Raw genomic sequence first — 22,928 nt, forward strand, 5'->3', positions numbered from 1 at the left:
ACGTTTTTATTTGGGTGAATACTTTGGGTAAGGTACCTGATGCGATTTGCTATCAAGATTTAACACATGCCTGCTTTCTTTTATGACGATCAATTATAACCAGTGCAATAACTTGCAATGCCAAGCTTAAACCTATTAAAAAGCCTCTTGCAAAATCGGGCATAGGCAGATAGCGGTTAACAATTGGTATAAAAGTGATTAGCAACAAACCGATGATAAAATAAGGCATAGCGGCCTTTGGTATAAAAGTACGTTTCATAATTATTCTAATTGTTTAGATATGTTTTTGATGCGGTCTTCCAGCGCGTTTAACTTTTTGCCATTCTTTTTAAAATAGTAAGGGCGTACCCAAAGCCAGATGATTAATAAATAAATTACAGCCCCCATTAAAACCCATATGGAATGACTAGTCAGACGCATAGCAACTTCATACAAGTACAATAACCACCCCACACAGCAAGGCAGCATAATTAGATATTCCGTGCGCTTGTAATACCGAATCTGATTCTGGCGGGTTTTCTCCACAAACGCCAGCAACTCTTTATTACTGCAATCATCAAGCTCATCATAACGTTTCATGGCCTTAACGTTGTCAATAATTATCGCCACGCATGATCCTATAATAAGCAACTCCCCTATCCAGGTAGTTATAAAGCGGGCATGATAAACCAACATCACGGCAACCATAGAGAGTGCAGTTATAATAGCGCCGATTACAACGAGCCATTTGCGGCGTAACTGTTGGTGCCTGAATTTGCCGCTCAACTGTTTTATTTCGGCAGCGGTGGGCAAATTATCTGTCTTGGCCGTATGCCACAGGGCTTTTAAATCATCTAAATTGTCCATGTGCTTTGAATTTAAGGGCCAGTTTATCTTTTATGCGATGAACTTTTACGCGTACATTGGCGTGACTTAATCCTACAATTTCGGCAATTTCGGCCTGCGCTAAGTCTTCCAGAACCAGCGATATAATAATGCGATCTGTTTCCTCCAGTTCGGCAATACATCTATATAAATACTGAAGTTTTTCCTCGGGCGACTCATCCGGCGTTTCCGGTATTTGATAAGGCAATTCAATTTTTACCATCCGTTGCGATACCTCAATAGCACGCAGGCAATGATTGGTAGCTATACGAAATATCCAGGTGCCGATGGCCGACTGGTTACGAAACGAAGACAAGTTTTTCCAGACCGATATAAAAGTTTCCTGCACCAAATCTTTAGCCTGATCGGCATCGTTGGTATAGCCCATGCATACCCTAAAAATCTGGGGCGCATACTGGTTATATATATCGTCGAAATTTGTCATGCAATCAGGAATGCCTAACTGGTTTGTTCGTTTTGCCGATTTAGATACGGTACATTACTAAATGTTACAAAGGATAATTTTTTCTGCGAAAATCCTGATCTAGTGCTCTATATGTTCTATCCATACCACAAAAATTACAACTATTTAAATTTATTATTATATAATTTTCCTATAGATTAATTCAGTACCTTTACAGACATATTATCCCCTTATTAATGCCTCTAAAAGTATTGATTATTGAAGATGACCGAGATATAATTGATGTACTGGAATATGTACTGAAAGATGATGGTCATGAGGTATTGGCGTTCACCAACAGTAAAGTTCTGGCTGAAGTTGAGCAAATACAGCCCGAGCTTATTTTGCTTGATGAATGGCTGGGCGAAGAACAAAAAGGGAGTGATTTGTGCCGTAAATTAAAATTAAACCCTAGTACTGCCAGTATACCGGTAATGATGTTATCGGCCGTAAATCCGATTGAATTGATTATGCAGGAAGCCTTGGCCGATGATTACATCAAAAAGCCTTTTGATATTGATGATTTGAGCAGTAAGGTTAGGCAGTTTGAACAAGACACAAGCCTGAAATAACTGTCTTTCAATTACTTTTCTAAATATTGGCCCGCGTATTGCTACTCTTTTAAAGAATACAGTACCATATTATGTCCGATACGCCGAATACCACCAAAGAAAAGAATAACTTTTTTGAAAAGTTCTCAAACAAAGTAACCACCTGGACGGGCAGTTCAGCTGCCTTTGTAATAGCCTGCCTTATTGTAATTGTATGGGGTGCCTCGGGCCCAGTATTTCATTATTCTGAAACCTGGCAACTGGTCATTAACACCGGCACCACCATTATTACCTTTTTAATGGTGTTTTTGATTCAAAAGGCGCAAAACAAAGAATCAAAGGCTATACAATTAAAGCTTAACGAATTGATTGCTGCCAACCGCTTTACCAGCAACCGCATGGTAGATATTGAAGACCTGACAGAAAAAGAACTGGACGATTTACGCAAATTCTACTCCAAAATATCAGAAATGGCCGAGAATGACGATGATATCCATCAATCGCATTCCATAGATGCTGCAAAAGATCTGCAGGAGAAAAAAGAAAAGATACAATCGGCCACATCTAAAAGCAAGCGCAGATACGCTAACCGTCGCAACCCGCGCAACAACAAACCGCAAAGCGAAGCGTAAAAACAATTTGTAATTTTACAATATTGTACCTAGTACGCTTACCTTCGCCTCTAAATAGTTAATTTCATGAACTGGATTATCTTAGTTATTGCAGGTCTGTTTGAAACCACTTTTGCCTTTTGCCTGGGTAAAGCCAAACAGGCTACCGGTACAGATACTTATTTATGGTATGGCGGCTTTTTGGTGGCTTTGTTTATAAGTATGGCGCTATTACTTAAAGCTATACAAACCCTGCCTATCGGCACTGCTTATGCTGTTTGGACAGGAATCGGTGCTGTAGGAACGGTACTGGTTGGCATTTTGGTATTTAAAGAGCCGGTTCACTTTTGGCGCATGTTCTTCATCAGTACCCTTATTGCTTCCATTATAGGTTTAAAAGCCGTTTCATCACATTAAAATACTTTTGCCAGTTCAACCCAGAGGATGGAATGATAAACGATTACAAACCGGCTTCTATAAATTAGATTTAAGGCTTAAACATCTTACATCATTTGGTTGCAAGTCATTTACGCCTTGGTTATTTTCGCTTTGGTATGCTAAATACTTATGCCTACTGGGCATCAATCCATTCCTTGGCCTCGTGCATGTCAATGAAAAATTGGGTAGTTACATTACCTTGCATCACATTAATACTTTTGCGGGCAGATAGCTGACTAAAGGCGCTGGAAGAAAATATCCAGGCCACATAACGCAAACCAGCTTTCTCGGCCATCGGGAACCACTCCTGGCCTACCCATTCAGCTGCTTCAGACCAAGTACCCAGCACATTGCGGTTATCATTCACCACTTTGCGGCATTTGTTTTTTTGTAGCAGATTAAGCATATGCATACAGCCATTTTGTACCGACTCCAGGTTTTGATAGCCCACCCAATCTACATCCAACCATTGATGTGCTTCATTATAGCTGATGGTTATGCTGTTGTCTTGGTAAAATGTATCAGATTGCCGGATAGGACTTATTTTCATACTGTCTTTAAGCGGCAATCTGAAATAAAAAGTAGACCCCTTGTCTTCTTCGCTCTCAATCCAAAAACTACCGTTATGCCGTTTTAAAATTTCGGATGATATAAATAATCCAAGCCCTAAACCTTCAAATCGCATGGCCGTGTTATCAACGCGGTAATAACGGTCAAATAGTTTATCTAAATGATCCTGTGCTATGCCGATACCAAAATCCTGCACAGATACAACCAAACTGTCCATATCTACCCTACTGTTTACCACCACCTCCCGACCTTCGGGCGAGTATTTGACGGCATTAGTCAGAAAGTTGTTTACCACCTGTTCCAGCCTGAAGCGGTCGCCAACATACTCTACATCGGCATTGCTTTGTACAATAATCTGGTGCGTAGGTGCGGTTAGTTGTACGCTGTCTACGCTTTCTTGCAGCATTTGCTTAAAATCAAATAACTGCATATTGTACTCCATTTTACCGGCGTTGATTTTGGTAACGTCCAGCAAATCGTTAATTAGTTTTTCCAGGCGCACAATGTGTTCAGCCGATTTACCTACAAAGTTGCTCAGCTTTTTAGCATCAGCAGTGCGGGCCATCAGTTGATTAAATGCCTTTATGCTGGTAAGTGGCGTTTTCAACTCATGACTGGCTATAGATAAAAATTCATCTTTCTTTTGTTCATTCAGCTTTTGATGATGAATATTGGTGTTGGTACCCAGCCATAGTTTTGGCTTGCCGTTTTCCATAAGTGGCAAGGCACGGGATAGGTGCCAATGATATTCGCCATCGGCAAATTTTAAACGGAATTCTATTTGATACTCACAACCCGTTGTAAGCGATTTTTGCCATACTGCAAGTGTATCCGGTAAATCTTCGGGATGAATAAAAGCTTGCCACCCATGCTCTACTATCACATCAACGGGTTCGCCAAAGTCGCTTGTTGTAGTAGCATTCACGTAATCGAGCGAGCCATCCGGCCGGGCTGTCCACACTTGTTGTGGTATGGCATCCAGCATAAAACGAAAACGCTTTTCACTTTCTTCCACCTCATGCCGGGCGTGCACCTGCTCGGTAACATCCTGACATAGTACCATTACACCGGTAACTTTATTGTCGGCTTCACGGAAAGGCTGATAAACGACATTCAGGAAGCCGGTAATTTGTCCGTCGTCAGTATTTACACTATAAGGCGCATCATAAATGTATAAAGGTTCGTCGGTTATACGTACGTTGTCTATGATGGGCCTGAAATACGGCTCGGCCTCAGGTATAATATCAAACAATGGCTTACCCATTAACTGATCAGTCGTACGACCAATCAATTTCCCATAAGCATCATTCACAATCAACACAGACATATCTTTTCCACTCAGTACAATAATGCCGGTTGTAGCATCCCGGACCAGATTTTGAAAACGCCCTTCACTTTCTGTTAACCGGGATATAGTATACTGCAATGCATCTTGGGCTTCAGCCAGTTCTTCGTTAGTAACCGTCAATTCCTCATTGGCGGCGGCCAGTTCCTCATTAGTAGCCGCCATTTCCTCATTCATGGAAGCCAGCTCTTCATTACTGGCTCTAATTTCTTCGTTTGATGCAGCTAATTCTTCATTGGTGGCCGATAGTTCGTTAATGAGATTCTGCTCGCGTAGTTTACTCATATACCGTTCGGTAATATCAGTTGCCATATGTAAAATGGCATAAGTATTTCCCTTTTCGTCTTTAATGGCCCGGTACTCAAAATCAAAATAAAATGTTTGTAATTTGCCATTTACGATCAAATCGGCCGGCGTATCTGTGCCGGATATGGTTATACCTTCGTTCCAAACCCGCTTAAATAAATCTATAAATGGTTGCCCTCTCAATTCAGGCAGCGCATCTGCCAGCGATTTGCCAATTACACTTTTATCTTTTCCCCATACGGCCAGCATAGCATCATTGGCAGTTTGGATGATGGCATCTTCGGATATATGGATAGCGGTGGGGTGTTTGGTCAAAGACAGGACTTCAAGTAATTTTTCATTACTTAAAAGGTACGGCGAATCAATCATGTCAGAACTGTAGTAGATGTGGCCAAAAATAAAATTTTCTTTTATCTTAATAAACGCATTTATAAGTTATTGAACGACCGTTATCGTAAAATATTAGAGATAGCCTTCAACTTATTTTAAACTGATTGATGAGTACAATGTTTTACATTGATAAAATTGCTTTTACTGCCTTTGTGACTAGCTGCATCATCAAACATTTTTGCTTGACCATTTACGTTATAGGCAATCTTAATTTAAATGCTCCCTATTTTCACTAACTTTGTTAGCATGAAACGTTCGGGCAGTGCCGATTTACCTTTACATTACGGTGCCGTACCAGCTTGGCTGCACCAGCGCATGGCCAAATTGGGATTAGCCGTAGTGGAAACAATGGCCATGGAATATGGCAACAATGAGGTGATTGCCCGTTTTAGCAACCCGTTTTGGTTTCAGAGTTTGGGTGCTGTAATGGGAATGGACTGGCACTCATCAGGCATTACCACATCTGTAATGGGTGCTTTAAAAAAAGCCGTTAATCCGTTAGCTAAAGAGCTGGGTATTTACATTTGCGGCGGCAAGGGCAAGCAATCCACTCAAACTCCTGATGAACTTTTGAAACTGAGCGAACGTACCGGTTTGGATGGCAACTACCTGATTAAATGCAGCAAGCTAAGTGCTAAGGTAGATAATACTGCCGTGCAGGATGGCTTTCAATTATACCTGCACAATTTTATCGTAAACAGCCAGGGGCAGTGGACGGTGATACAACAGGGCATGAACGCCAACAGCCGTACCGCCCGGCGCTATCATTGGCATTCGGGTGCGCTTACCTCATTTGTAAATGATCCGCACACAGCTATATGCGGTCAAAATGCCGGCCGCATCCTCAATATGGCCGACGCCCGGGCCGACGGTTCGCGCGCTGCCATCATGCACATGGCTGCCGAGCATCCCGAACGCATGCTGCGCGAAGTGACTCACCTGGTACTACCCTCTCATCACGAGGTTAAATCCAAGGATGTAGATTTGAAACGCCTGGGTGCTGTACTATGGCTGGCGCACGAAAAACAACCAAAAGATTTTGAAGAGCTACTATTACTACAAGGCGTTGGCCCACGCACACTGCAATCGCTGGCTTTGGTAAGTGAGGTAATTTACGGCACTGCAGCCCGATTTACAGACCCAGCCCGGTACTCTTTTGCGCACGGCGGTAAAGATGGGCATCCGTTTCCGGTACCCACCAAAATATATGATGAAACCATCAATATCCTGCAAAAATCTATACAACAGGCTAAAATTGGCCATACCGAAAAAGCACAAGCTATTAAAAGCCTCAGCGCCATTGCGCAAAAAGCCGAAGCTGGCTTTACACCTAATGCCGATTTTGATAAAGTGATAGAACGTGAACGGGCAGAATCATGGCGGTATGGTGGCAGAACAGTATTTGGCGAGGCTAAAAAGCCGGATAATCAGCAATTGAAATTATTTTAGTTGGGGGTTATTACTTTAAGGCAGCAGAATTTTGTTTTAGAGTATTTGTACATCAACTTTAGTTACAACTGTTGTGGTTAAGTGCATTTCTTAACATCTTATGGAAAGTTGGTCAATTACTTTTCTTGCTCATTGCTGTATAGTAATATTTACTTCACTTTGGATGACAGAAACCATACGTCAAAGCATAAACACAAGCACTTAGCTGCACAGGGCCAAAACACTTAGAAAGCAACGAAGAAGCCAGCTTAATTATGTGCCAAAATATAACGGCCTTTAGCTTTACCTTTCAGTATTTCATCCAGTTTATCAGCAAGCTCGGGTAAGCGTACCTCTTGCACTAAATCGCTTAAATTAGCAGGCTTCCAGTCAGATGCCAACAATTGCCACATGTTTTTACGTAAATCAACCGGGGCCACAACCGAATCGATTCCAGCCAAATGTACGCCTCGTAAAATAAACGGAAAGATAGTTGTATGCAAATCAGTAGAAGCAACCATACCACAACAGGTTACTATACCGCCATACTGCGTAGCCTTTAACATACCCGATAGTATATCACCGCCGGTGGTATCTATACCGGCTGCAAAAGCCGGACTACTTAACGGCTTACCGTTATAAATGCCTATAAACTCGTTACGATTGATGATTTCTTTTGCGCCCAGCGTATTCAGCAAAAACACGTCGTCACTTTTACCAGAAATAGCTGCTACCGCAAAGCCAAGTTTAACTAGCATAGCCGTAGCCATACTCCCTACCCCACCGCTGGCACCACTTACAGCAATAGTACCATAAGCCGGCTTAATACCCTTTTTCATTAATTCATGTACGGATAAAGCCGCAGTTAACCCGGCTGTACCATAACACATGGCTTCGCGCATAGTTAAGCCGTTTGGCAAAGGCAATGCCCAGGCCGCCGGTATGCTAATATATTCACCAAAACCGCCCCAAGTGTTCATCCCCAGGTCGAAACCGGTTACCAGCACTTCATCGCCTTCAGCAAAATTAGCCGTTTTAGATTTTACCACCACACCTGCCGCATCTACCCCAGGCACATGCGGATACTTTTTGGTGACACCCTTGTTGCCCGAGGCAGATAGTGCATCTTTATAATTAAGCGATGAGTATTTAACCTGAATAAGCAACTCACCGTCGGGTAGCTGACGGGTGTTAAGCTGTTTGATTTCTTTTACAAAACGACCATCAGCTTCCGAAATAAGCAGGGCATTAAACAAAGTATCCATAACTTTTCAAATGAATATGTATTGAGGATTTAATACCAGTAAGGTTTTTTTGTTTTACGCAACGTGAAAGTTGAATATAAGTAAGCAGCCTTACTACAACAGTCCTTCATCCGCAAAGCTAAAATAACCGCCATCGGTAATAATTAAATGATCGAGCACGCCAATATCCAATATCCGGCCGGCCTGATGAATTTTGCGGGTTAAATCAATATCCTGCTGACTTGGCTTTAAGTTGCCTGATGGATGATTATGCGCCAGAATAATAGATGACGCCTGGTGCTGCAAGGCTATGTGAAATATAATTTTAGGATCGGCTACGGTTCCCGATAAGCCACCTTTGCTAATCAATTCCTTAGAAATAACTTTGCAGCTACGGCTTAGTAATAAAATCCAAAACTCTTCGTGATTCAGATCTACCAGGTGGCGGCGCAGTACTTGGTAGCCGCTCTGGCTGCCATTCACTACATCCGGGGTTTTTATCTCAGTATCATTGCGTCTGCGGCCCAATTCAAGCGCAGCAATAATAGAAATAGCTTTGGCTTCGCCTATGCCTTTAAACTTAGACAATTCGGTTACCGAAACCTTGCCGAGCTTTTGCAAATCATTATCGTAATGATGTAAAATGCGTTTACTTAATTCTACTGCCGATTCGGTTCTACTGCCCGAACCAATTAGTATAGCAATCAGTTCGGCATCGCTTAATGCGCGGCGGCCCTGGCTGTTTAGCTTTTCGCGCGGGCGGTCTTCTTCTGCCCATGCCTTGATACTGATTTTGGTTTCGTACGCTTCCACGGCGTTAAACTATTTAAAAAAATGTATAAAACAAAAAAGGGCCGTACTTGCGTACAGCCCTTTTAAAATGACACTAAATATGATTATTGTAAGCCGTTAACAAATTTAGTCAGTTTTGACTTATTGTTAGAAGCTTTGTTTTTATGAATAACATTTTTCTTAGCTAAACGATCCAGCATAGAAATCACTTTAGTTAACAAAGGAGCCGCTTCAGCTTTGCTGGTGGTGCCTCTTAATTTTTTGATAGCGTTTCTGGTTGTTTTAGCCTGATATCTGTTACGAAGACGCTTCGCAGCGTTGGCTCTGATTCTTTTTATTGCTGATTTATGATTTGCCATTTTAGCTAATTATTCTTTCTTTTAATTTCGGACTGCAAATATATGGGTTAAAAATAAATTTAGCAAGCATATATTTTAAATTTTTCCACAATCTAAAAGTCTGCCCATTTTGCTGCTCCAAATCTAAGCAAGCTTAAAATCAATTAGTTATTTAAAAATACACCTACGCTAAACGGTGTAGTGCCGTTACCGATAACACCTTTTGCGTAAACAGTATATATTTTTCCGCTTGCAAAAGTAACGCCTGTTGCTGCAGATCTGTTGTTTCCGCTTAGTACAGATAATGAATATGAACCCGCATCAACCTCTGCATAATCACTAACTGCCCGATAAGCAATGTTAGAAAATAATCCGGTGGTAGCGCTGGTTAACAAACTGGCCGAAGATGCACTAGGCGATGTATTCACAAAGCGAACTTTAGCTTTATTTGAAGAAGGTGCGGTTTGATCGTCGGTTACTTTTAACAAGCCCAACGCAGTGGTTTGTCCTACCAAAAAAACGGTATAATTAGTTTTTACATCAAACTGTGCGGTTGAAGAAACCAATGTATTTTCAGATGCACTTTTGGCTGAAATGTCTTGGTCACCAGCGTATGTTTTGTTGTACCCAGAAGCATCACCGTAAGCCACTACCTTGGGCGTGCGAAGAATATTTTCAACATAAAAACCAGCTGTACCAGCATCCGGACTAGTATTAATAAAGTTGACGTTTGCATATAACGTTCCTTCAAAATTGTAAGGATCATCTTTTTTGCATGACGATAATAAAACAACACTTAAAACGCAAAGTGCAGCGTAGCGTACTACCTGCTTAAAGGTAATTGTAGATACTTTCATAGAATAGAGTTGATGTAAAAAAATGCAGGCTTTTCAAATGCCCGTTACAAATATATACGCCAAAACCGTCATTTTAGTGCCCAGCCCGGTTAATTTTACACCGCAGATACCAGCAAACTGCGACAGTTATTTTAAATTTGCCTTACTTTCAGCTATTTAACCTTTGATTAAATATTCTATAAAATTTGCGTTGGCCATGTTTTTAATTGCCCTTTGTTGTTCATGGGGCTTTTATGCGCACTACCGGCTCAACCGTTTGGCTGTGTTTACGCTACCCAAAGGAATGAGTGAATTTTACTTAAATCATATAGATTATTTAACCGGGCACGCTGTTACACCTGACAAGCTGCGCTATATTGACTCAACCGAAATACCACACCATTACTTTAACGCCGATCATTATGGTAAAGATCCTTTTCATACCGTTCCGCAAAAATGGGATGATGCGGTTAAAAGATATTCGGCCGATACATTAAACAAGTATGGCACCCTGCCATGGACAATACAATACACGTATTACAAACTAGTTAACGCTTTTAAAAACCATGACACCAGTGCTGTTTTGCGTACCTCTGCTTTTTTAGGCCATTACGTGGCTGACGCTTGCGTACCGCTGCATCTTACACAAAACCATGATGGACAGCTAACCCAGCAAGAAGGTATTCATGCTTTGTGGGAAAGCCGCCTGCCCGAACAGTTTGGCCAGCAATACAATTACTATGTGGGTAAAGCCCGCTACCTGGACAATCCGCTTTGGCAAGCATTTATTATTTGCCGCAGCTCATTTAAATGTGTGGATTCGGTATTGCGTATAGAAAGGCAATTGAACAAAACGTTTCCGCCCGATCAAAAATACACAACCGTGCAGCGGGGCAAACGTAAAATTACCGACTACTCCCCTGCTTATTGCCGGGCGTATCAAAAAGCTTTAAACGGCATGGTACAGCGCCGTATGCGTATGGCTGTTCTTAATATTGGCAGCTATTGGTACTCAGCCTGGGTTGATGCCGGCCAGCCCGATTTAAATAAAATGATTGACACGCCGCTTACTATCACACAAAAGCAAAAACTGGCGCAAGAGCAATTACTGTATAAAAGCGGGCATGTAATATTGCTTCCGCCCAGCTTTGGGATAACAAATAAAATTATTACTGAAGCAACATCAGGCCGTGCGGCGGCTAAACCGGCTTTTTAAAGCTGCATAAATTGGTGGGATGATTGACACTAATACAATAGCCAGCGCAATCAGCGAGAAATTCTTTTTAAAGAATGGAATGTTACCTAACAGGTAACCTAGCAGTAAAAACGTAATTACCCAAGCCAAACCGCCAATAATATTATACAGGCTATAGCGTGCCATAGGCATCTTGCCTACACCAGCTACAAACGGTGCTACGGTACGAATTATAGGCATAAAACGACTTAAAATAACCGCCTTACCGCCATGCTTATCAAAAAAGGCTTGCGTTTGCAAGTAATAATCCAGCTTTAAGATTTTATTCTGTGGTTTGAATACTTTAGGGCCTAAGTAATTACCCAGCATATAATTAACCGTGTTACCAGCAAATGCAGCAATAATTAATAACAAGGCCAGCACATAAATACTTAGCCCGGTGTTACCACCGGCAATTAAAGCACCGGCTGCAAACAGCAGCGAATCGCCGGGCAGGAATGGTGTAACCACAAAGCCGGTTTCAGCAAAAATGATCAGAAAAAGAATTAGATAAGTCCAATCCTGATACTGGCTCATAATTTCGGACAGGTGCTTATCTATATGCAGTATAAAATCAATGATGCTGTGTATGTATTCCACTTCTTTAAAATTTGCATCAAAAATAGAAATACATTTTAAAATGCAGCGTTAATTATTCAGGATATAAGCCAGACTTAAACGTGCCGAATCTGTTGCGGGCCTGTTTGGTATCCCTTTTGAATAGAGGGTATATAACCGGCCATCTTGTATAGTTATATAAGGTGTACTGGCCAGTTCTGTTTTTGAGGTGCCGGCTGCAAAAACCCTAAAAGTGTAGCTACCCGCCGGAAGCGTAATGTAAGGAGAAACGGCTGAGAACTTAATATTTTTGATAGCTAAGGTTCCATTAGCCCATACATCAAAACTGGTTGTACCTGGCGAGCCATTAACAAACCGAAGGCGCCCACCTTTACCAATTGGTGCTACTGCAGCGGTATCATCTGGTAAAAAAATACGTTTATAGGTACTATCCGCATACATACCTACTACAAAAAGTGAATACCTACGGTCTGAGCGTAAAGTGGTATCAATACGAAACAAATTACCTGTAACACGCGACGAACGTATTGCCAATGACTGATTAGTTGTACTTAAGGAAAAGTATGCTGGTGTGTTATTAAAACTATAGGTAGTTGAACTGCCTTGCCTAACGTTGTTGACGTAAAATTCAAGAGGGTATAGATCAGGGCTCAAATTGGCAATCAGCAACTGTACGTTTTGGGCGCTTACATTAGAGTTATTGTCTTTACCACACCCAAGCATGGCAATCATAGCACACAAAATAATGCTACTTAAATATAAGTGCCGTAAATTACACTTGTTAATTAACATAGAAGTTAAATAATTAATTTGATAACAAAATAGCTTTTATAGCATCATCCGTCCGGGTAGCATTCAGCGCTCCCTGCACAAACAACGTATATTTGCCTCTGCTAAGTGTTTGTGTTAAACTATACAAAGGCGATGTGCCGGTTGCGGTATAAATGCGGATAATTTTAATTCCGCGCGTAAGCTTTTTGAAACTGCTTACCGATTTATAAGCAACATTGGCAAAACGTACGGTATCGTTCAATTCTACTCGCAAAGCTGGTAAATTGGATGAAGCGTGTATGAATCTAACTGAAGGTATAGTATCAGCAGATGATGCAACCGTATCGCGTGTAGCAATTACCCCGTTACGGGATGTGCTGGTAACAAAAACAGAATAAGCAGCATTATCTAACCGAATGGGTAGCGAAAACAAAGTATCAATGCTCGATAAATTGTTTTTATTGAACGCATATTTGAACAACAACTGCTGGTCGCCTTCTGGCAAATTGGTATAGCCAGTGGCTCCACCCGGCACAATACCGCCAGTATTATTTTGACGAGTACCACTTACATAGTAATTAATTGTTTGCCCGGTGGTGTTAATTACATTTACCCGGGCATTTGCAGATACCACTGGCAATGTATCATCGCCTTTATTACAAGACACAACTACGGCCAGCCCAATAATAAATAATGTAGCAAGCACATAATAAGATGGTTTTCGGTTCATATCGCTTGTTTTATAACTCCTAATTTTGGCATTTGTTATCTGACGCCGAACTAAAAAGTCCGGCTTTGCAGCCGGACTTGGTATTATTAGTTTTACAATTGGGTTCTTAATTAAGCGTAGCTGTTTAGCATCACGGGCATTACCAGCATCAGGATATCCTCGTTTTCATCGCCTCCTTGTGGCAGTAATAAGCCGGCACGGTTAGGAGTTGACATATGCAGGGATACTTCCTCGCAGTTCAGGTTTTTCAGCATTTCGATTAAAAAACGGGCATTGAAGCCAATTTCCAAATCATCACCTTCATATTGGCAAGATAAACGCTCATGCGCTTCATTAGCAAAGTCAATATCTTCTGATGATATATTCAATTCACTGCCGCTTACTTTTAAGCGTACCTGGTGGGTAGTTTTGTTAGCATAAATAGCTACACGCTGCAATGAACCTAAAAACGCCTGACGATCAATAGTTAAGCGGTTAGGATTACTTTGTGGAATAACCGCTTCATAATCCGGGTAACGCTCGTCAATTAAGCGACAAACCAGGTTAATATTGCCGAAACGGAAAAATGCGCTGGTGTTATTGTACTCAACCGATACATTTACATCCTCGTTTGGTAACGCCGACTTTAACAGGTTAAGCGCCTTTTTAGGCAAGATGAATGATGTATTGCTGGCCGCTTGGGCATCTTTACGACGGTAACGAACCAGTTTATGCGCATCGGTAGAAACGAAAGTAAGCGACTGTGGCGACAACTGGCAATAAACCCCAGTCATGGCCGGGCGCAACTCATCGTTACTCACCGCAAATATGGTTTTGTTAATTGCCTCGCCCAGTACAGATGCAGGCAGATTTACTGATGAAGCATTTTCAACCACCGGAATTTTTGGAAAATCCTCTCCGTTTTCGCCGCTCAGTTTGTATTTACCATCACCCGCGCTAATTTCGATAGCAAAAGTTCTGTCATCAACCGAAAAAGCAATAGGTTGTTCAGGAAGAGATTTCAGCGTATCCAGTAAAATGCGTGAAGGGATGGCAATACGGCCATTCTCTTTTGCTTCAACCGCCAATGAGGTGGTCATGCTGGTTTGCAAATCGGTAGCCGAAATGGTGAGGTTACCGTCTTTAATCTCAAACAAAAAGTTTTCCAGTATAGGTAATACGGTACTGTTGCTCAACGCACCACTTACCGACTGCAATTGCTTCAGTAATGTTAATGTAGAAACAATGAATCTCATAAACTATAATTAATCAATCCAAAAGTATAAAAATTAATGCGCATACTTTCGTCTGCGGTAATAATGTTGAAAAATAGCAAATATTAACACTACTGCCAGCGGCACTACGGTGTTTACCACCTGCCAGTACATCTTTTCGTTTTTTACCCGCGCACGGTTTAATAAACGCAGCTGCACTTCTTTGTTGCGCAAGGCAATCAGTCCCGAGTCATCGGCCAAATAATCTACCATATTCAGCAGCAGGTTTTTGTTGCCAAAGGTTTGCTGCGTATAACGGTCAAAACCCAGCGGAAATGGTGAACCATCGGTACCTACCTGGTTCTTCAATATGTCGCCATCACTCAATACAATCATTTTGGCCAGGCGGCTGCTGTTTAACACCTCTACCTGTTCGTTCAAACCTTCGGGCATAGGGCGGTTTTGGAAATCGGACATAAATTTCCCTTCCAGCAATACGCCAACTGTTTTAATCGGACTCCGAAATTCTTTTGGATCGGGCTCCTGCTCCAATGCCTGCAAGGATAGAGTATAAGGTGTTTTGAGGCTTTTGTTATAAGGCGACGAGGTTAACAATATGGTTTTGCTGGTACCTTTTACGGCCAATGTATCTATAGTTCCGGCGAATTCGCTACGGATACCTTCCAGATTTTTAACCAGCGGATGTTTAGCGATGGGCACAAAAACTGGGTAAAACAACCAAGGCACCATTTGTATTTGCGCCTGGCCGCCAACGTTGCCTGTGGCCACCGGAATCTGACCACAGTTCAAGTCGGCAATTAAATCATAATTCAGTCGCACACCGTATCGAAACAGTTGATCATCCAAGTTCAATTGCTTCGGAAAAGTTAACTGTTCGCCACCATGACCGCGCAGGCTGTCTAATTCGGCACTTACTTGGTCAACGGCCCATATAATACGCCCCCCACGCATCAGGTATTGGTCTATTTTAAATTTTTCGAGTTCTGTAAATGCTTTGTCGGGCTTAGGCACTATTAGCAGCTTTAGCTTACGTAATGAATCAAAGGATATTGTATTTAAATTTATGCGTCCAACTAGAAAACCATCGCTTAGACTTTTCCTAGCATCGTATAATTGCAAGTCACTTAACTCGTTGTGTCCTTCAGTGAAGCCAACTCGGGGTTTACCGCCGCTGGTTGCTTTTTTAATGGCTGAAGTGAAGGCATATTCCAAGTTTTGAATAGAGTTATTTAACACTTCGTCGGGCGATAACCCAATACGCGTTTGCAGTAACTTTACTCCTATCTCACGGTCGCCTGCCTTAATCATGGCCGCCGGGAAGATAATTTTTTGCGATATGCCGTTATCTGTTTTAACACTCAGGTTGGTTGGCTCCAACCCCTGCGCTTGCATATCCTGCATTACCTGGTCTTGCTCTTGCTGCGGTTTACCTTCGAGCGGGTTTACAAAATTAAAGTGCAGCTTGCGGTGACTATAGGCTTCCAGATCATTTAGCATATCGCCGGTAGCACGTTGCAAGCGTTTCATGCCGCCCGGCAAATCACTACCCTGCAAATAAACAGTTACGTTAACGGGCTGCGGCAGACTATCCATCACGCCACGGCTGACGTTGGAAAGTGTAAAACGCTTTTCGCTGGTAAAATCAACCCGGGTGAAAGCAAGGACTGAAAGGATACAGATAATAATTAGTGCGCCTACTAAACCAGGCAGCGCGGTATAACGCATGCTTTTTTGCCTTTGCCGGGTAATGACCAGTAACGTTAAAGCTAAAAAGAAGCCTGATAAAATCAGGAAGTAGGCCAGGTCGCGCGTATCTAGTACCCCACGGCTTACGGATTCGTAATGCCGGGATATGCCTAAGCTGCGTACATCATAGTTTTGTAGTGATAGCAGCTGGCTGATAGAATCAAAACCGCTGTAAAAAAAGAAGCTGATAAATACGGCTATGGTAAAAGCAATAATCTGATTTTTGCTAACCGACGAGGCAAACAACCCTATGGCCACAAAGGCAGCACCTAACAAAAACAAACCTATATACGAACCTATTACCGCCCCGGTATCCAAATTCCCTTGCGGGTTGCCCAACACCGATACTGAGTACACATAAATTAATGTAGGCAACAAGGCAAATATCACCAGAACCACACAAGCCAGGTATTTGCCCAAAACAATTTGCCAATCGGTAAGCGGACGGGTAACCAGCAGCTCAAAGGTGCCCTCACGGCGTTCTTCCGCCAATGAGCGCATGGTAATGGCCGGAATAAGGAACATAAACAAATAGGGCGCTGTAGTAAAGAGGCTCTCCAAACTGGCATACCCGTATTCTAATATACTCGATTCTGGAAATACCCACAAAAACAAACCCAACACCAGCAAAAACACGCCGATAGTTACATAGGCTACTAAAGAACTGAGGTAAGAGGTTATTTCTTTTCGAAAAATACTTAACATAGTATGATAAAGGTAAACGCAGGCTTCTGCTACAACATCCTATTATAAAATACATTAATATAGGAATGCACGAAATTGTGTTTTTTTACCAAATAAAAAAGGTCGGGTAGTAATTATTACCCGACCTTTTTTATTTGGTAAGTATATGTTATAATTTGAATTTATAAGCCAAACGCAATGCAATTTGACTTACCACATTACCATCTTTTGTCCAACCCTCGTAACGGAAGCCCAAATCGAAAGCATTTTTCGTATCAGCTACAGGTAAAGAAACACCTATACTTGGCGCATAAGCAAATGCAGTACTACTAGATGATGAATTAACATTGGTTACTATACCAACTTCGCCTTCAAAATAAACGTTCTTATTAGCGTAATACTTTCCACCGATTTTTACCGGAATAAAGCCTTGGTTATCCAACTTGCCGCGTACACTATAAATCCCATTATACGTAGCATAATCCAATTGGACATTTTTACCAAAGTAATTGATATATCCTGAAGTAAATGTAACATTGAAGTTAGAATTGCTTACCGGTACTTCTAATTTTAGCGTACCACCTAAAGTTACAGAATACCCGTCCCCAGCATCGCCTAAAGGCAACCCAACTTCGGGGCCAACACTTAGTTTAGAACCTGGACCTTGCGCGAAAGCGCCAGTGAACATAGCAAAGCTGGCTATAGCAGCTAAGAGAATTTTTTTCATGATGTTGATAAGGTTTAAGTTTTACCAGTCGCAAATATAGCATTCTGGCGTTTTTCTCATCCTATCATGTTTATGAAATTAAAGGCCTTAATAATCCTTAAAAAAGTGAGATAGTTATATTCTATTCAATTGGTTAGTTTAATAAATACCTTTTCTAAACTGTTCTCCTGATAATTTTGAATAAGGCTGTTCAAGCTGTCATCAGCCACAATTTTCCCTTTATTAATGATAACTACACGATTACATACAGCCTCTACTTCCTGCATAATGTGGGTTGACAACACAACGGTTTTGGTAGTACCCAAGTCTTTAATCAATTGCCGTATGCCAATCAGCTGATTGGGATCAAGGCCGGAGGTAGGTTCGTCCAAAATGAGCACTTCCGGGTTGTGCAATATAGCCTGCGCCAAGCCTACCCGTTGCTTATAACCTTTAGAAAGCTGACCAATTTTTTTATGTTGTTCGGGTCCCAAACCGGTTTGCTCTAATACTTCGGCAATACGTGCAGCGGGATTGTGCAAGCCATGTACACGTGCAATAAAATTTAGCGACTCTTTTACATACATATCCAGGTACAACGGGTTGCTTTCGGGCAAATAGCCAATATGCCGGCGTACCTCTAATGACTGGCTGGCAATATCAAATCCGCATACGCTGGCCGTACCCGATGTTTGCGGCACAAAACCGGTAAGCATTTTCATGGTGGTAGATTTGCCGGCGCCGTTAGGCCCTAAAAAGCCCAGCACCCCTGATTTTGCGCCAAAGCTGATGCTATCCACTGCTTTTTGTACGCCGTATATTTTGGTTAACCCTTCAACCTGAATGCTCATGGCAGCTAAATTATAGATGTGTTTCGAAATATGATAGTTGGAAAGGGCTTTTTGTTTTGGATTTTTTGATTTGGAGGCTTGTATTGTTTCTGCTCCGGCTTATGTTTGTGCTTGGTTAGGATAAGGATGGTCTTACACTACAGCGTGTGGATGTTCCTTTTTCTTTTACCGCAAACGAAAAAAGAACCAAAAAGAATTGCAAAAGTCCGCTGTTGCTATTGGGCCAGCATAAGGTAAGTGGGCATAAAGGTGATCACAACAGCTAGGCCTTTGCACTTCTTTTGTGGCTATAACAAAAGAAACAGCCTCTGCGGCAATGAGCGGACGAAGTAAGTTGAATAGCACCTAAACGAGTTAAACTAACGGCATAAACTCAAAACAGAACCACTAAGCTTTAGATATCGCTACACAAAAATTCTCAAAACCCCTCGTTTTCAACACCTTCCACCTTTACCAACACTTTAATATTAAGTAATAATTAAATTCACAATTATTACTTTTCTTTTTTACTACACGTCGTAAAAAAATCACTCCTTATCATTCATTTATTGTAAACATGCTTAGTTAGCAAACTGTGCATATCGCATATACGCCTGTGTTTTAATTAAGAAATGATGTATCAACCACACTGTATTAATTTATCAGATTATGGCAAATAGCACAGTCCCAACCAAAACACCGGGCGAAACATTAACAGCTAATGAAATTAACAACATTGTTAACGCCGTAAATTCAAAAGCAGATAATGTTACGCTTTTAGCCAAGCCGCAAACCGGGCTGGCCGTTGCTAACATACCGGGTGGTTTATCCCTAAGCTGGATAGATAATAACCTAAGCTTGGGTAATAACGATACAGTTGTAGTAATTGGTTCATCAACCTCGGCCGGAAACGGCGCCTCTACTTATGCTAACGCTTATGTAGGGCGGCTTACCACCTGGCTGCAGGCAACCTATAAAAACCAAGTACTTACTAATTTGGCGCTGGCGGGTAGTACTACTTATAACTTGATGCCAACCGGCTATACTGCACCGTCGGGCAGGCCGGCGGCCAACACCAGCCGAAATATTACCGCCGCTTTAGCTTTAAATCCTAAAGTGATTATCATGAATATTCCAACCAATGATACGAACAATGGTTACACTAATACAGAGTACTTAAGTAATATATTAACGATTTACAATCTTGCAAAAATTGCAGGCATCAAAATATACGTATCCACTACACAGCCGCGAAATTTGACATTAAATGGCCGTAATGCCCTAAAGCAATTAACCGTTGCCACCAACGCGCTGATAGACGCGGATGATTTATTAGATTTTTATACGCCAACCGCCGATGCCAACGGATTTATAAAATCTGATTTAGATAGCGGCGATGGTATACACCTAAATGATGCAGGGCACCAAATTTTGTTTGACACCGTTAAAAGCAAACTGCAACCTTATATAGAAAGTACCATAATAGTTACCAGCCAGCAAGTAGAGTTATATGACATCAGTGCCACACAATGGGTGGTGGCCGGAACCGTCAATAAATTAGCCACCAGCTTCGACATTCTTAACTTAAGTCCGAATGAAACATGCGTAGCGAGGGTAAAAACATTGTCTGCCTTAAATGTGGCAACTTCCCAACCCTTATTGTTTACCTATATGGCGCCACCGGTGGTTACCGTTACGCCTGCCACCACAACTGTTAGCAGCGGCCAAACAGTAGCACTTGCAGCAAGTGCCGACATTACAGGTTCTACTTTTTACTGGTACACCGTTGCTACCGGCGGCACCCCCGTTGCTACAGGTGCCAATTATACTACTCAGGCTCTTACAACTAGTGTCACTTATTATGTGGAGGCTGTATCGCCCAACAACGTGGCATCTACAAACAGGGCGAGTGTTGCTATTACCGTTACTAACCCGGCACCCAACCCAGCTCCTGTTGTGTCCGTAAATCCGCCAAGTACATCTATCGCCAGCGGGCAAACCACCACATTTAACGCATCGGCAGATATAGTAGGCTCAACTTTTAAATGGTATACGCAACAGGTAGGCGGCACACCCATTTTTACGGGAGACAACTTTACAACGCCTGCACTTACCACGGCAATTACTTATTACGTGGAAGCAACGTCGCCTGCTAATGTTACTTCCGCTTCCAGGGCCTCTGCAAATGTTTCCATCAGCACTCCTTTCGGAATTGGTCCGCTGGATTCCTACTTCAGTGCTGCCAATATTACTAATCCTGTCCAAAAACAAATTGCGATGGATCTTTATAATGCCATCAACCAAGCAGGCTACCTAAGTAAAATAATTAACATCAATTTACCTTTGGGTACCAATTCATCGGCCATTGGTTATAATATCCTTAACCCAAATCAATATAAATGGATATTTTTTGGAGACTCCCCGTCAGCCTATTCACCCCAGGGGTGGAAATTTGCCAGCGGCAGATACGCCTTACACGACGGTATCCTGACAGACAGCAATATTGTGAATGGCTTTGGAGCCGTTATGTATAACTCCACTGCCGAAACGGTAGACGGAGGTTCGCACGTAATTTACGGCGGTTTTCAAAATCCTGGCTATGTTATATCCATTGCCCGTTCAATACAGGGGAATTGCCGCATCAGGTGCGGCGCCAATAATAACGCAGCCATTGCCGATCCATCTAATCAATACAAACTGGGCTTTATGGGTGCAAAACCGTCTTTAGATTATTCGGTATCCGAGGTATGGATTGATACAACCAAAGCCGGTACCGCCAATACGGCTTATACGGCTCCCGGAACGGGCATCAATTATAACCCATCAATAGGCCAGTATCACGAAAACAACAATTTTAACTACACCTCTTATGCCACCATTGCCATGCTGGTTAACTTTCATGGCCTAACGGATAATGAGTATATTGATTTGATTGGCCGGCTTAGAACAGCCGCCATAGCGCTAGGGCTTAATGGCGCATCGATAACTTAACTCTGTAGTGTAACCAGCTATTACTACTCATAACAAGCTTACAATTACCACATATCAACACTTTGTTTATACATTTTCAAATTCTTTTCCGCTAACTCTGCGGTTTGAAAAGAATAAACCAATACTCATGATAATACTGGTGGCTAGTACCACCACAAATAACAATCCTGTTTCAATACCGGGTACGCGTAACGTGGGTGGTAAATTGTAATACAGCAACACGCTAATTAAGCCTCGGGGAACAATAACCAGTTCGGGCATTAAATCTGTTTTAGAAACCAGCTTAATATACAGAAAACGGATTGCATAAATGGATAGCAAAATAAGTCCACCAATGGTAAGCACCGACCACTTTTGCAACTGATCCACATCCATGGTAAAACCAAAAATGGCAAAAAAGAAAGTTCGCATCAAAAAGGCACTTTCGGCAGACAACTGGTGTAGTTGTTTAAGATCTACCTGTAAACCGGGGTAAATAAATTGCTTACGAAACCACAAAGGCCGTATCTGGTCGGCATTATTTAAAAACAGCCCGAGCGACAGCACGATAATCAGTGATGACAAATGGTACGACTGCCCGATGGCATATACCAGAATTAAGATGGCAATTATTAAAAAGAACTTTACATGATGGGTGATGCGCCCAATGAGGTACAGCAAAAACAGGCAAGCTCCCACCGCAAAAGCTAATATGGTAGCTAGTTCTATACTCAGTTTGGCAAACGAGCCAACATTAATATGCTTATTGCTGAGCATAAAGTTGAACAGTATCACCGTAAGGATATCAGAAAAGGAAGATTCATAAATAATGAATTCTCTTTTTTGTTTATTGATACTCGCTGCAGAAGGTATGGCAATGGCCGAACTAACTACGCAAAAAGGAATGGCATTTATAAAACAACGGTAAAAATCACTGCCGCTCAACTGCCATAATATCCAGGAGATACAAAAAGTAGTACATAGCAAAATAGTTAGTGCCGAGAAAAACGACTTTTTGATTACTGCATTTTTGGCTGGCGAATACTTCAGTTCCAGCGCGCCTTCAAATACAATCAGTATTAACCCCAGCGTACCAAGGGTGGGTAAAATAGCCCCAAGGTTGAATACTTTAATATCAAAATAAGTAACCAACTGCTTTACGCTGACGCCTAAAAATAGCAGCAGTAATACAGACGGTATCCGCGTTTTACCTGCAAACAAATCGAACAGGTACGAGAAGATGATCAGTCCGCTCAGGACGATTAAAATAGTATAGGTACTCACGCAG

At 41.9% G+C, this 22,928-nt stretch carries 22 protein-coding genes; 6 read left to right on the forward strand and 16 right to left on the reverse strand.

All coding sequences use genetic code 11. The features are described 5' to 3' along the window. Nucleotides 1–52: 52 nt before the first annotated feature. From GPM24_RS01410 to GPM24_RS01420, 3 genes are read right to left on the reverse strand one after another with little or no spacing between them, the layout of a single operon-like run. Complete coding sequence (locus GPM24_RS01410) at nucleotides 53–259, reverse strand: hypothetical protein (RefSeq protein WP_158824956.1); 207 nt, start codon at nucleotides 257–259, stop codon at nucleotides 53–55. Between the two features lie 2 nt (nucleotides 260–261). Beyond that, nucleotides 262–846, reverse strand: a complete 585-nt coding sequence (locus tag GPM24_RS01415; RefSeq protein WP_158824957.1) for a hypothetical protein — start codon at nucleotides 844–846, stop codon at nucleotides 262–264. Next, nucleotides 830–1,309 carry an RNA polymerase sigma factor gene (locus GPM24_RS01420; protein ID WP_158824958.1) on the reverse strand — a complete coding sequence of 160 codons (480 nt, stop codon included), beginning with the start codon at nucleotides 1,307–1,309 and terminating at the stop codon, nucleotides 830–832. The genes GPM24_RS01415 and GPM24_RS01420 overlap by 17 nt, the downstream gene beginning before the upstream one ends. A gap of 215 nt (nucleotides 1,310–1,524) precedes the next feature. Between GPM24_RS01420 and GPM24_RS01425 the strand changes: the two genes are divergently transcribed. From GPM24_RS01425 to GPM24_RS01435, 3 genes are all read left to right on the forward strand, one after another. Further along, complete coding sequence (locus GPM24_RS01425; protein ID WP_158824959.1) at nucleotides 1,525–1,899, forward strand: response regulator; 375 nt, start codon at nucleotides 1,525–1,527, stop codon at nucleotides 1,897–1,899. Nucleotides 1,900–1,970: 71 nt separating this feature from the next. After that, nucleotides 1,971–2,510: a low affinity iron permease family protein gene (locus GPM24_RS01430; protein WP_158824960.1), complete on the forward strand. Its 540-nt coding sequence runs from the start codon at nucleotides 1,971–1,973 to the stop codon at nucleotides 2,508–2,510. A gap of 66 nt (nucleotides 2,511–2,576) precedes the next feature. Beyond that, the gene (locus GPM24_RS01435) at nucleotides 2,577–2,906 is read left to right on the forward strand and encodes a DMT family transporter (protein WP_158824961.1); all 330 of its coding nucleotides are present in this window, start codon (nucleotides 2,577–2,579) and stop codon (nucleotides 2,904–2,906) included. 154 nt (nucleotides 2,907–3,060) lie between these two features. Here the strand turns inward: GPM24_RS01435 and GPM24_RS01440 are convergent, their stop codons facing one another. Further along, complete coding sequence (locus tag GPM24_RS01440; RefSeq protein WP_158824962.1) at nucleotides 3,061–5,517, reverse strand: ATP-binding protein; 2,457 nt, start codon at nucleotides 5,515–5,517, stop codon at nucleotides 3,061–3,063. 237 nt (nucleotides 5,518–5,754) lie between these two features. Here GPM24_RS01440 and GPM24_RS01445 point away from each other — a divergent pair, with 237 nt between their 5' ends. Then, a complete protein-coding gene (locus tag GPM24_RS01445; protein WP_233268703.1) occupies nucleotides 5,755–6,987 on the forward strand; it encodes a DUF763 domain-containing protein in 1,233 nt (410 codons plus the stop codon). Between the two features lie 248 nt (nucleotides 6,988–7,235). Here the strand turns inward: GPM24_RS01445 and GPM24_RS01450 are convergent, their stop codons facing one another. The 4 genes from GPM24_RS01450 to GPM24_RS01465 form a co-directional block, all read right to left on the reverse strand. Beyond that, nucleotides 7,236–8,231 carry a YhdH/YhfP family quinone oxidoreductase gene (locus GPM24_RS01450; protein WP_158824963.1) on the reverse strand — a complete coding sequence of 332 codons (996 nt, stop codon included), beginning with the start codon at nucleotides 8,229–8,231 and terminating at the stop codon, nucleotides 7,236–7,238. A gap of 93 nt (nucleotides 8,232–8,324) precedes the next feature. After that, on the reverse strand, nucleotides 8,325–9,023 hold the full coding sequence (gene radC, locus GPM24_RS01455; RefSeq protein ID WP_158824964.1) for a RadC family protein: 699 nt from the start codon (nucleotides 9,021–9,023) through the stop codon (nucleotides 8,325–8,327). 83 nt (nucleotides 9,024–9,106) lie between these two features. Continuing rightward, nucleotides 9,107–9,361 carry a 30S ribosomal protein S20 gene (gene rpsT, locus GPM24_RS01460; protein WP_158824965.1) on the reverse strand — a complete coding sequence of 85 codons (255 nt, stop codon included), beginning with the start codon at nucleotides 9,359–9,361 and terminating at the stop codon, nucleotides 9,107–9,109. Nucleotides 9,362–9,504: 143 nt separating this feature from the next. Then, complete coding sequence (locus tag GPM24_RS01465) at nucleotides 9,505–10,197, reverse strand: DUF4397 domain-containing protein (protein WP_158824966.1); 693 nt, start codon at nucleotides 10,195–10,197, stop codon at nucleotides 9,505–9,507. A gap of 196 nt (nucleotides 10,198–10,393) precedes the next feature. On the opposite strand from GPM24_RS01465, the gene GPM24_RS01470 reads away from it, so the two are divergent. Beyond that, on the forward strand, nucleotides 10,394–11,392 hold the full coding sequence (locus GPM24_RS01470) for a zinc dependent phospholipase C family protein (protein WP_199269676.1): 999 nt from the start codon (nucleotides 10,394–10,396) through the stop codon (nucleotides 11,390–11,392). Here the strand turns inward: GPM24_RS01470 and GPM24_RS01475 are convergent. From GPM24_RS01475 to GPM24_RS01505, 7 genes are all read right to left on the reverse strand, one after another. Beyond that, a complete protein-coding gene (locus GPM24_RS01475) occupies nucleotides 11,360–12,010 on the reverse strand; it encodes a DedA family protein (protein WP_158824967.1) in 651 nt (216 codons plus the stop codon). The two genes, GPM24_RS01470 and GPM24_RS01475, sit on opposite strands and share 33 nt — an antisense overlap. A 48-nt stretch (nucleotides 12,011–12,058) precedes the next feature. Further along, nucleotides 12,059–12,721, reverse strand: coding sequence for a DUF4397 domain-containing protein (locus GPM24_RS01480; RefSeq protein ID WP_158824968.1), 663 nt, complete (start codon nucleotides 12,719–12,721; stop codon nucleotides 12,059–12,061). Between the two features lie 73 nt (nucleotides 12,722–12,794). After that, a complete protein-coding gene (locus tag GPM24_RS01485) occupies nucleotides 12,795–13,490 on the reverse strand; it encodes a DUF4397 domain-containing protein (protein WP_158824969.1) in 696 nt (231 codons plus the stop codon). Nucleotides 13,491–13,600: 110 nt separating this feature from the next. After that, complete coding sequence (gene dnaN, locus GPM24_RS01490; protein ID WP_158824970.1) at nucleotides 13,601–14,725, reverse strand: DNA polymerase III subunit beta; 1,125 nt, start codon at nucleotides 14,723–14,725, stop codon at nucleotides 13,601–13,603. Between the two features lie 33 nt (nucleotides 14,726–14,758). Further along, a complete protein-coding gene (gene gldG / locus GPM24_RS01495) occupies nucleotides 14,759–17,155 on the reverse strand; it encodes a gliding motility-associated ABC transporter substrate-binding protein GldG (protein WP_158824971.1) in 2,397 nt (798 codons plus the stop codon). A gap of 148 nt (nucleotides 17,156–17,303) precedes the next feature. After that, the gene (locus GPM24_RS01500; protein WP_158824972.1) at nucleotides 17,304–17,861 is read right to left on the reverse strand and encodes a hypothetical protein; all 558 of its coding nucleotides are present in this window, start codon (nucleotides 17,859–17,861) and stop codon (nucleotides 17,304–17,306) included. A gap of 125 nt (nucleotides 17,862–17,986) precedes the next feature. Continuing rightward, entirely contained in the window at nucleotides 17,987–18,691 is a 705-nt protein-coding gene (locus GPM24_RS01505; protein WP_158824973.1) for an ATP-binding cassette domain-containing protein, read from the reverse strand. A 648-nt stretch (nucleotides 18,692–19,339) separates the two neighbouring features. Between GPM24_RS01505 and GPM24_RS01510 the strand changes: the two genes are divergently transcribed. Beyond that, nucleotides 19,340–21,661: an Ig-like domain-containing protein gene (locus tag GPM24_RS01510; RefSeq protein ID WP_158824974.1), complete on the forward strand. Its 2,322-nt coding sequence runs from the start codon at nucleotides 19,340–19,342 to the stop codon at nucleotides 21,659–21,661. Between the two features lie 66 nt (nucleotides 21,662–21,727). Here GPM24_RS01510 and GPM24_RS01515 read toward each other — a convergent pair whose 3' ends face one another. Then, nucleotides 21,728–22,924, reverse strand: coding sequence for a cation:proton antiporter domain-containing protein (locus tag GPM24_RS01515; RefSeq protein WP_158824975.1), 1,197 nt, complete (start codon nucleotides 22,922–22,924; stop codon nucleotides 21,728–21,730). Between the last annotated feature and the right edge of the window lie 4 nt (nucleotides 22,925–22,928).

It is taken from the genome of Mucilaginibacter lacusdianchii, assembly GCF_009770985.1.
GTDB classification, from domain to species: Bacteria; Bacteroidota; Bacteroidia; order Sphingobacteriales; family Sphingobacteriaceae; genus Mucilaginibacter; species Mucilaginibacter lacusdianchii.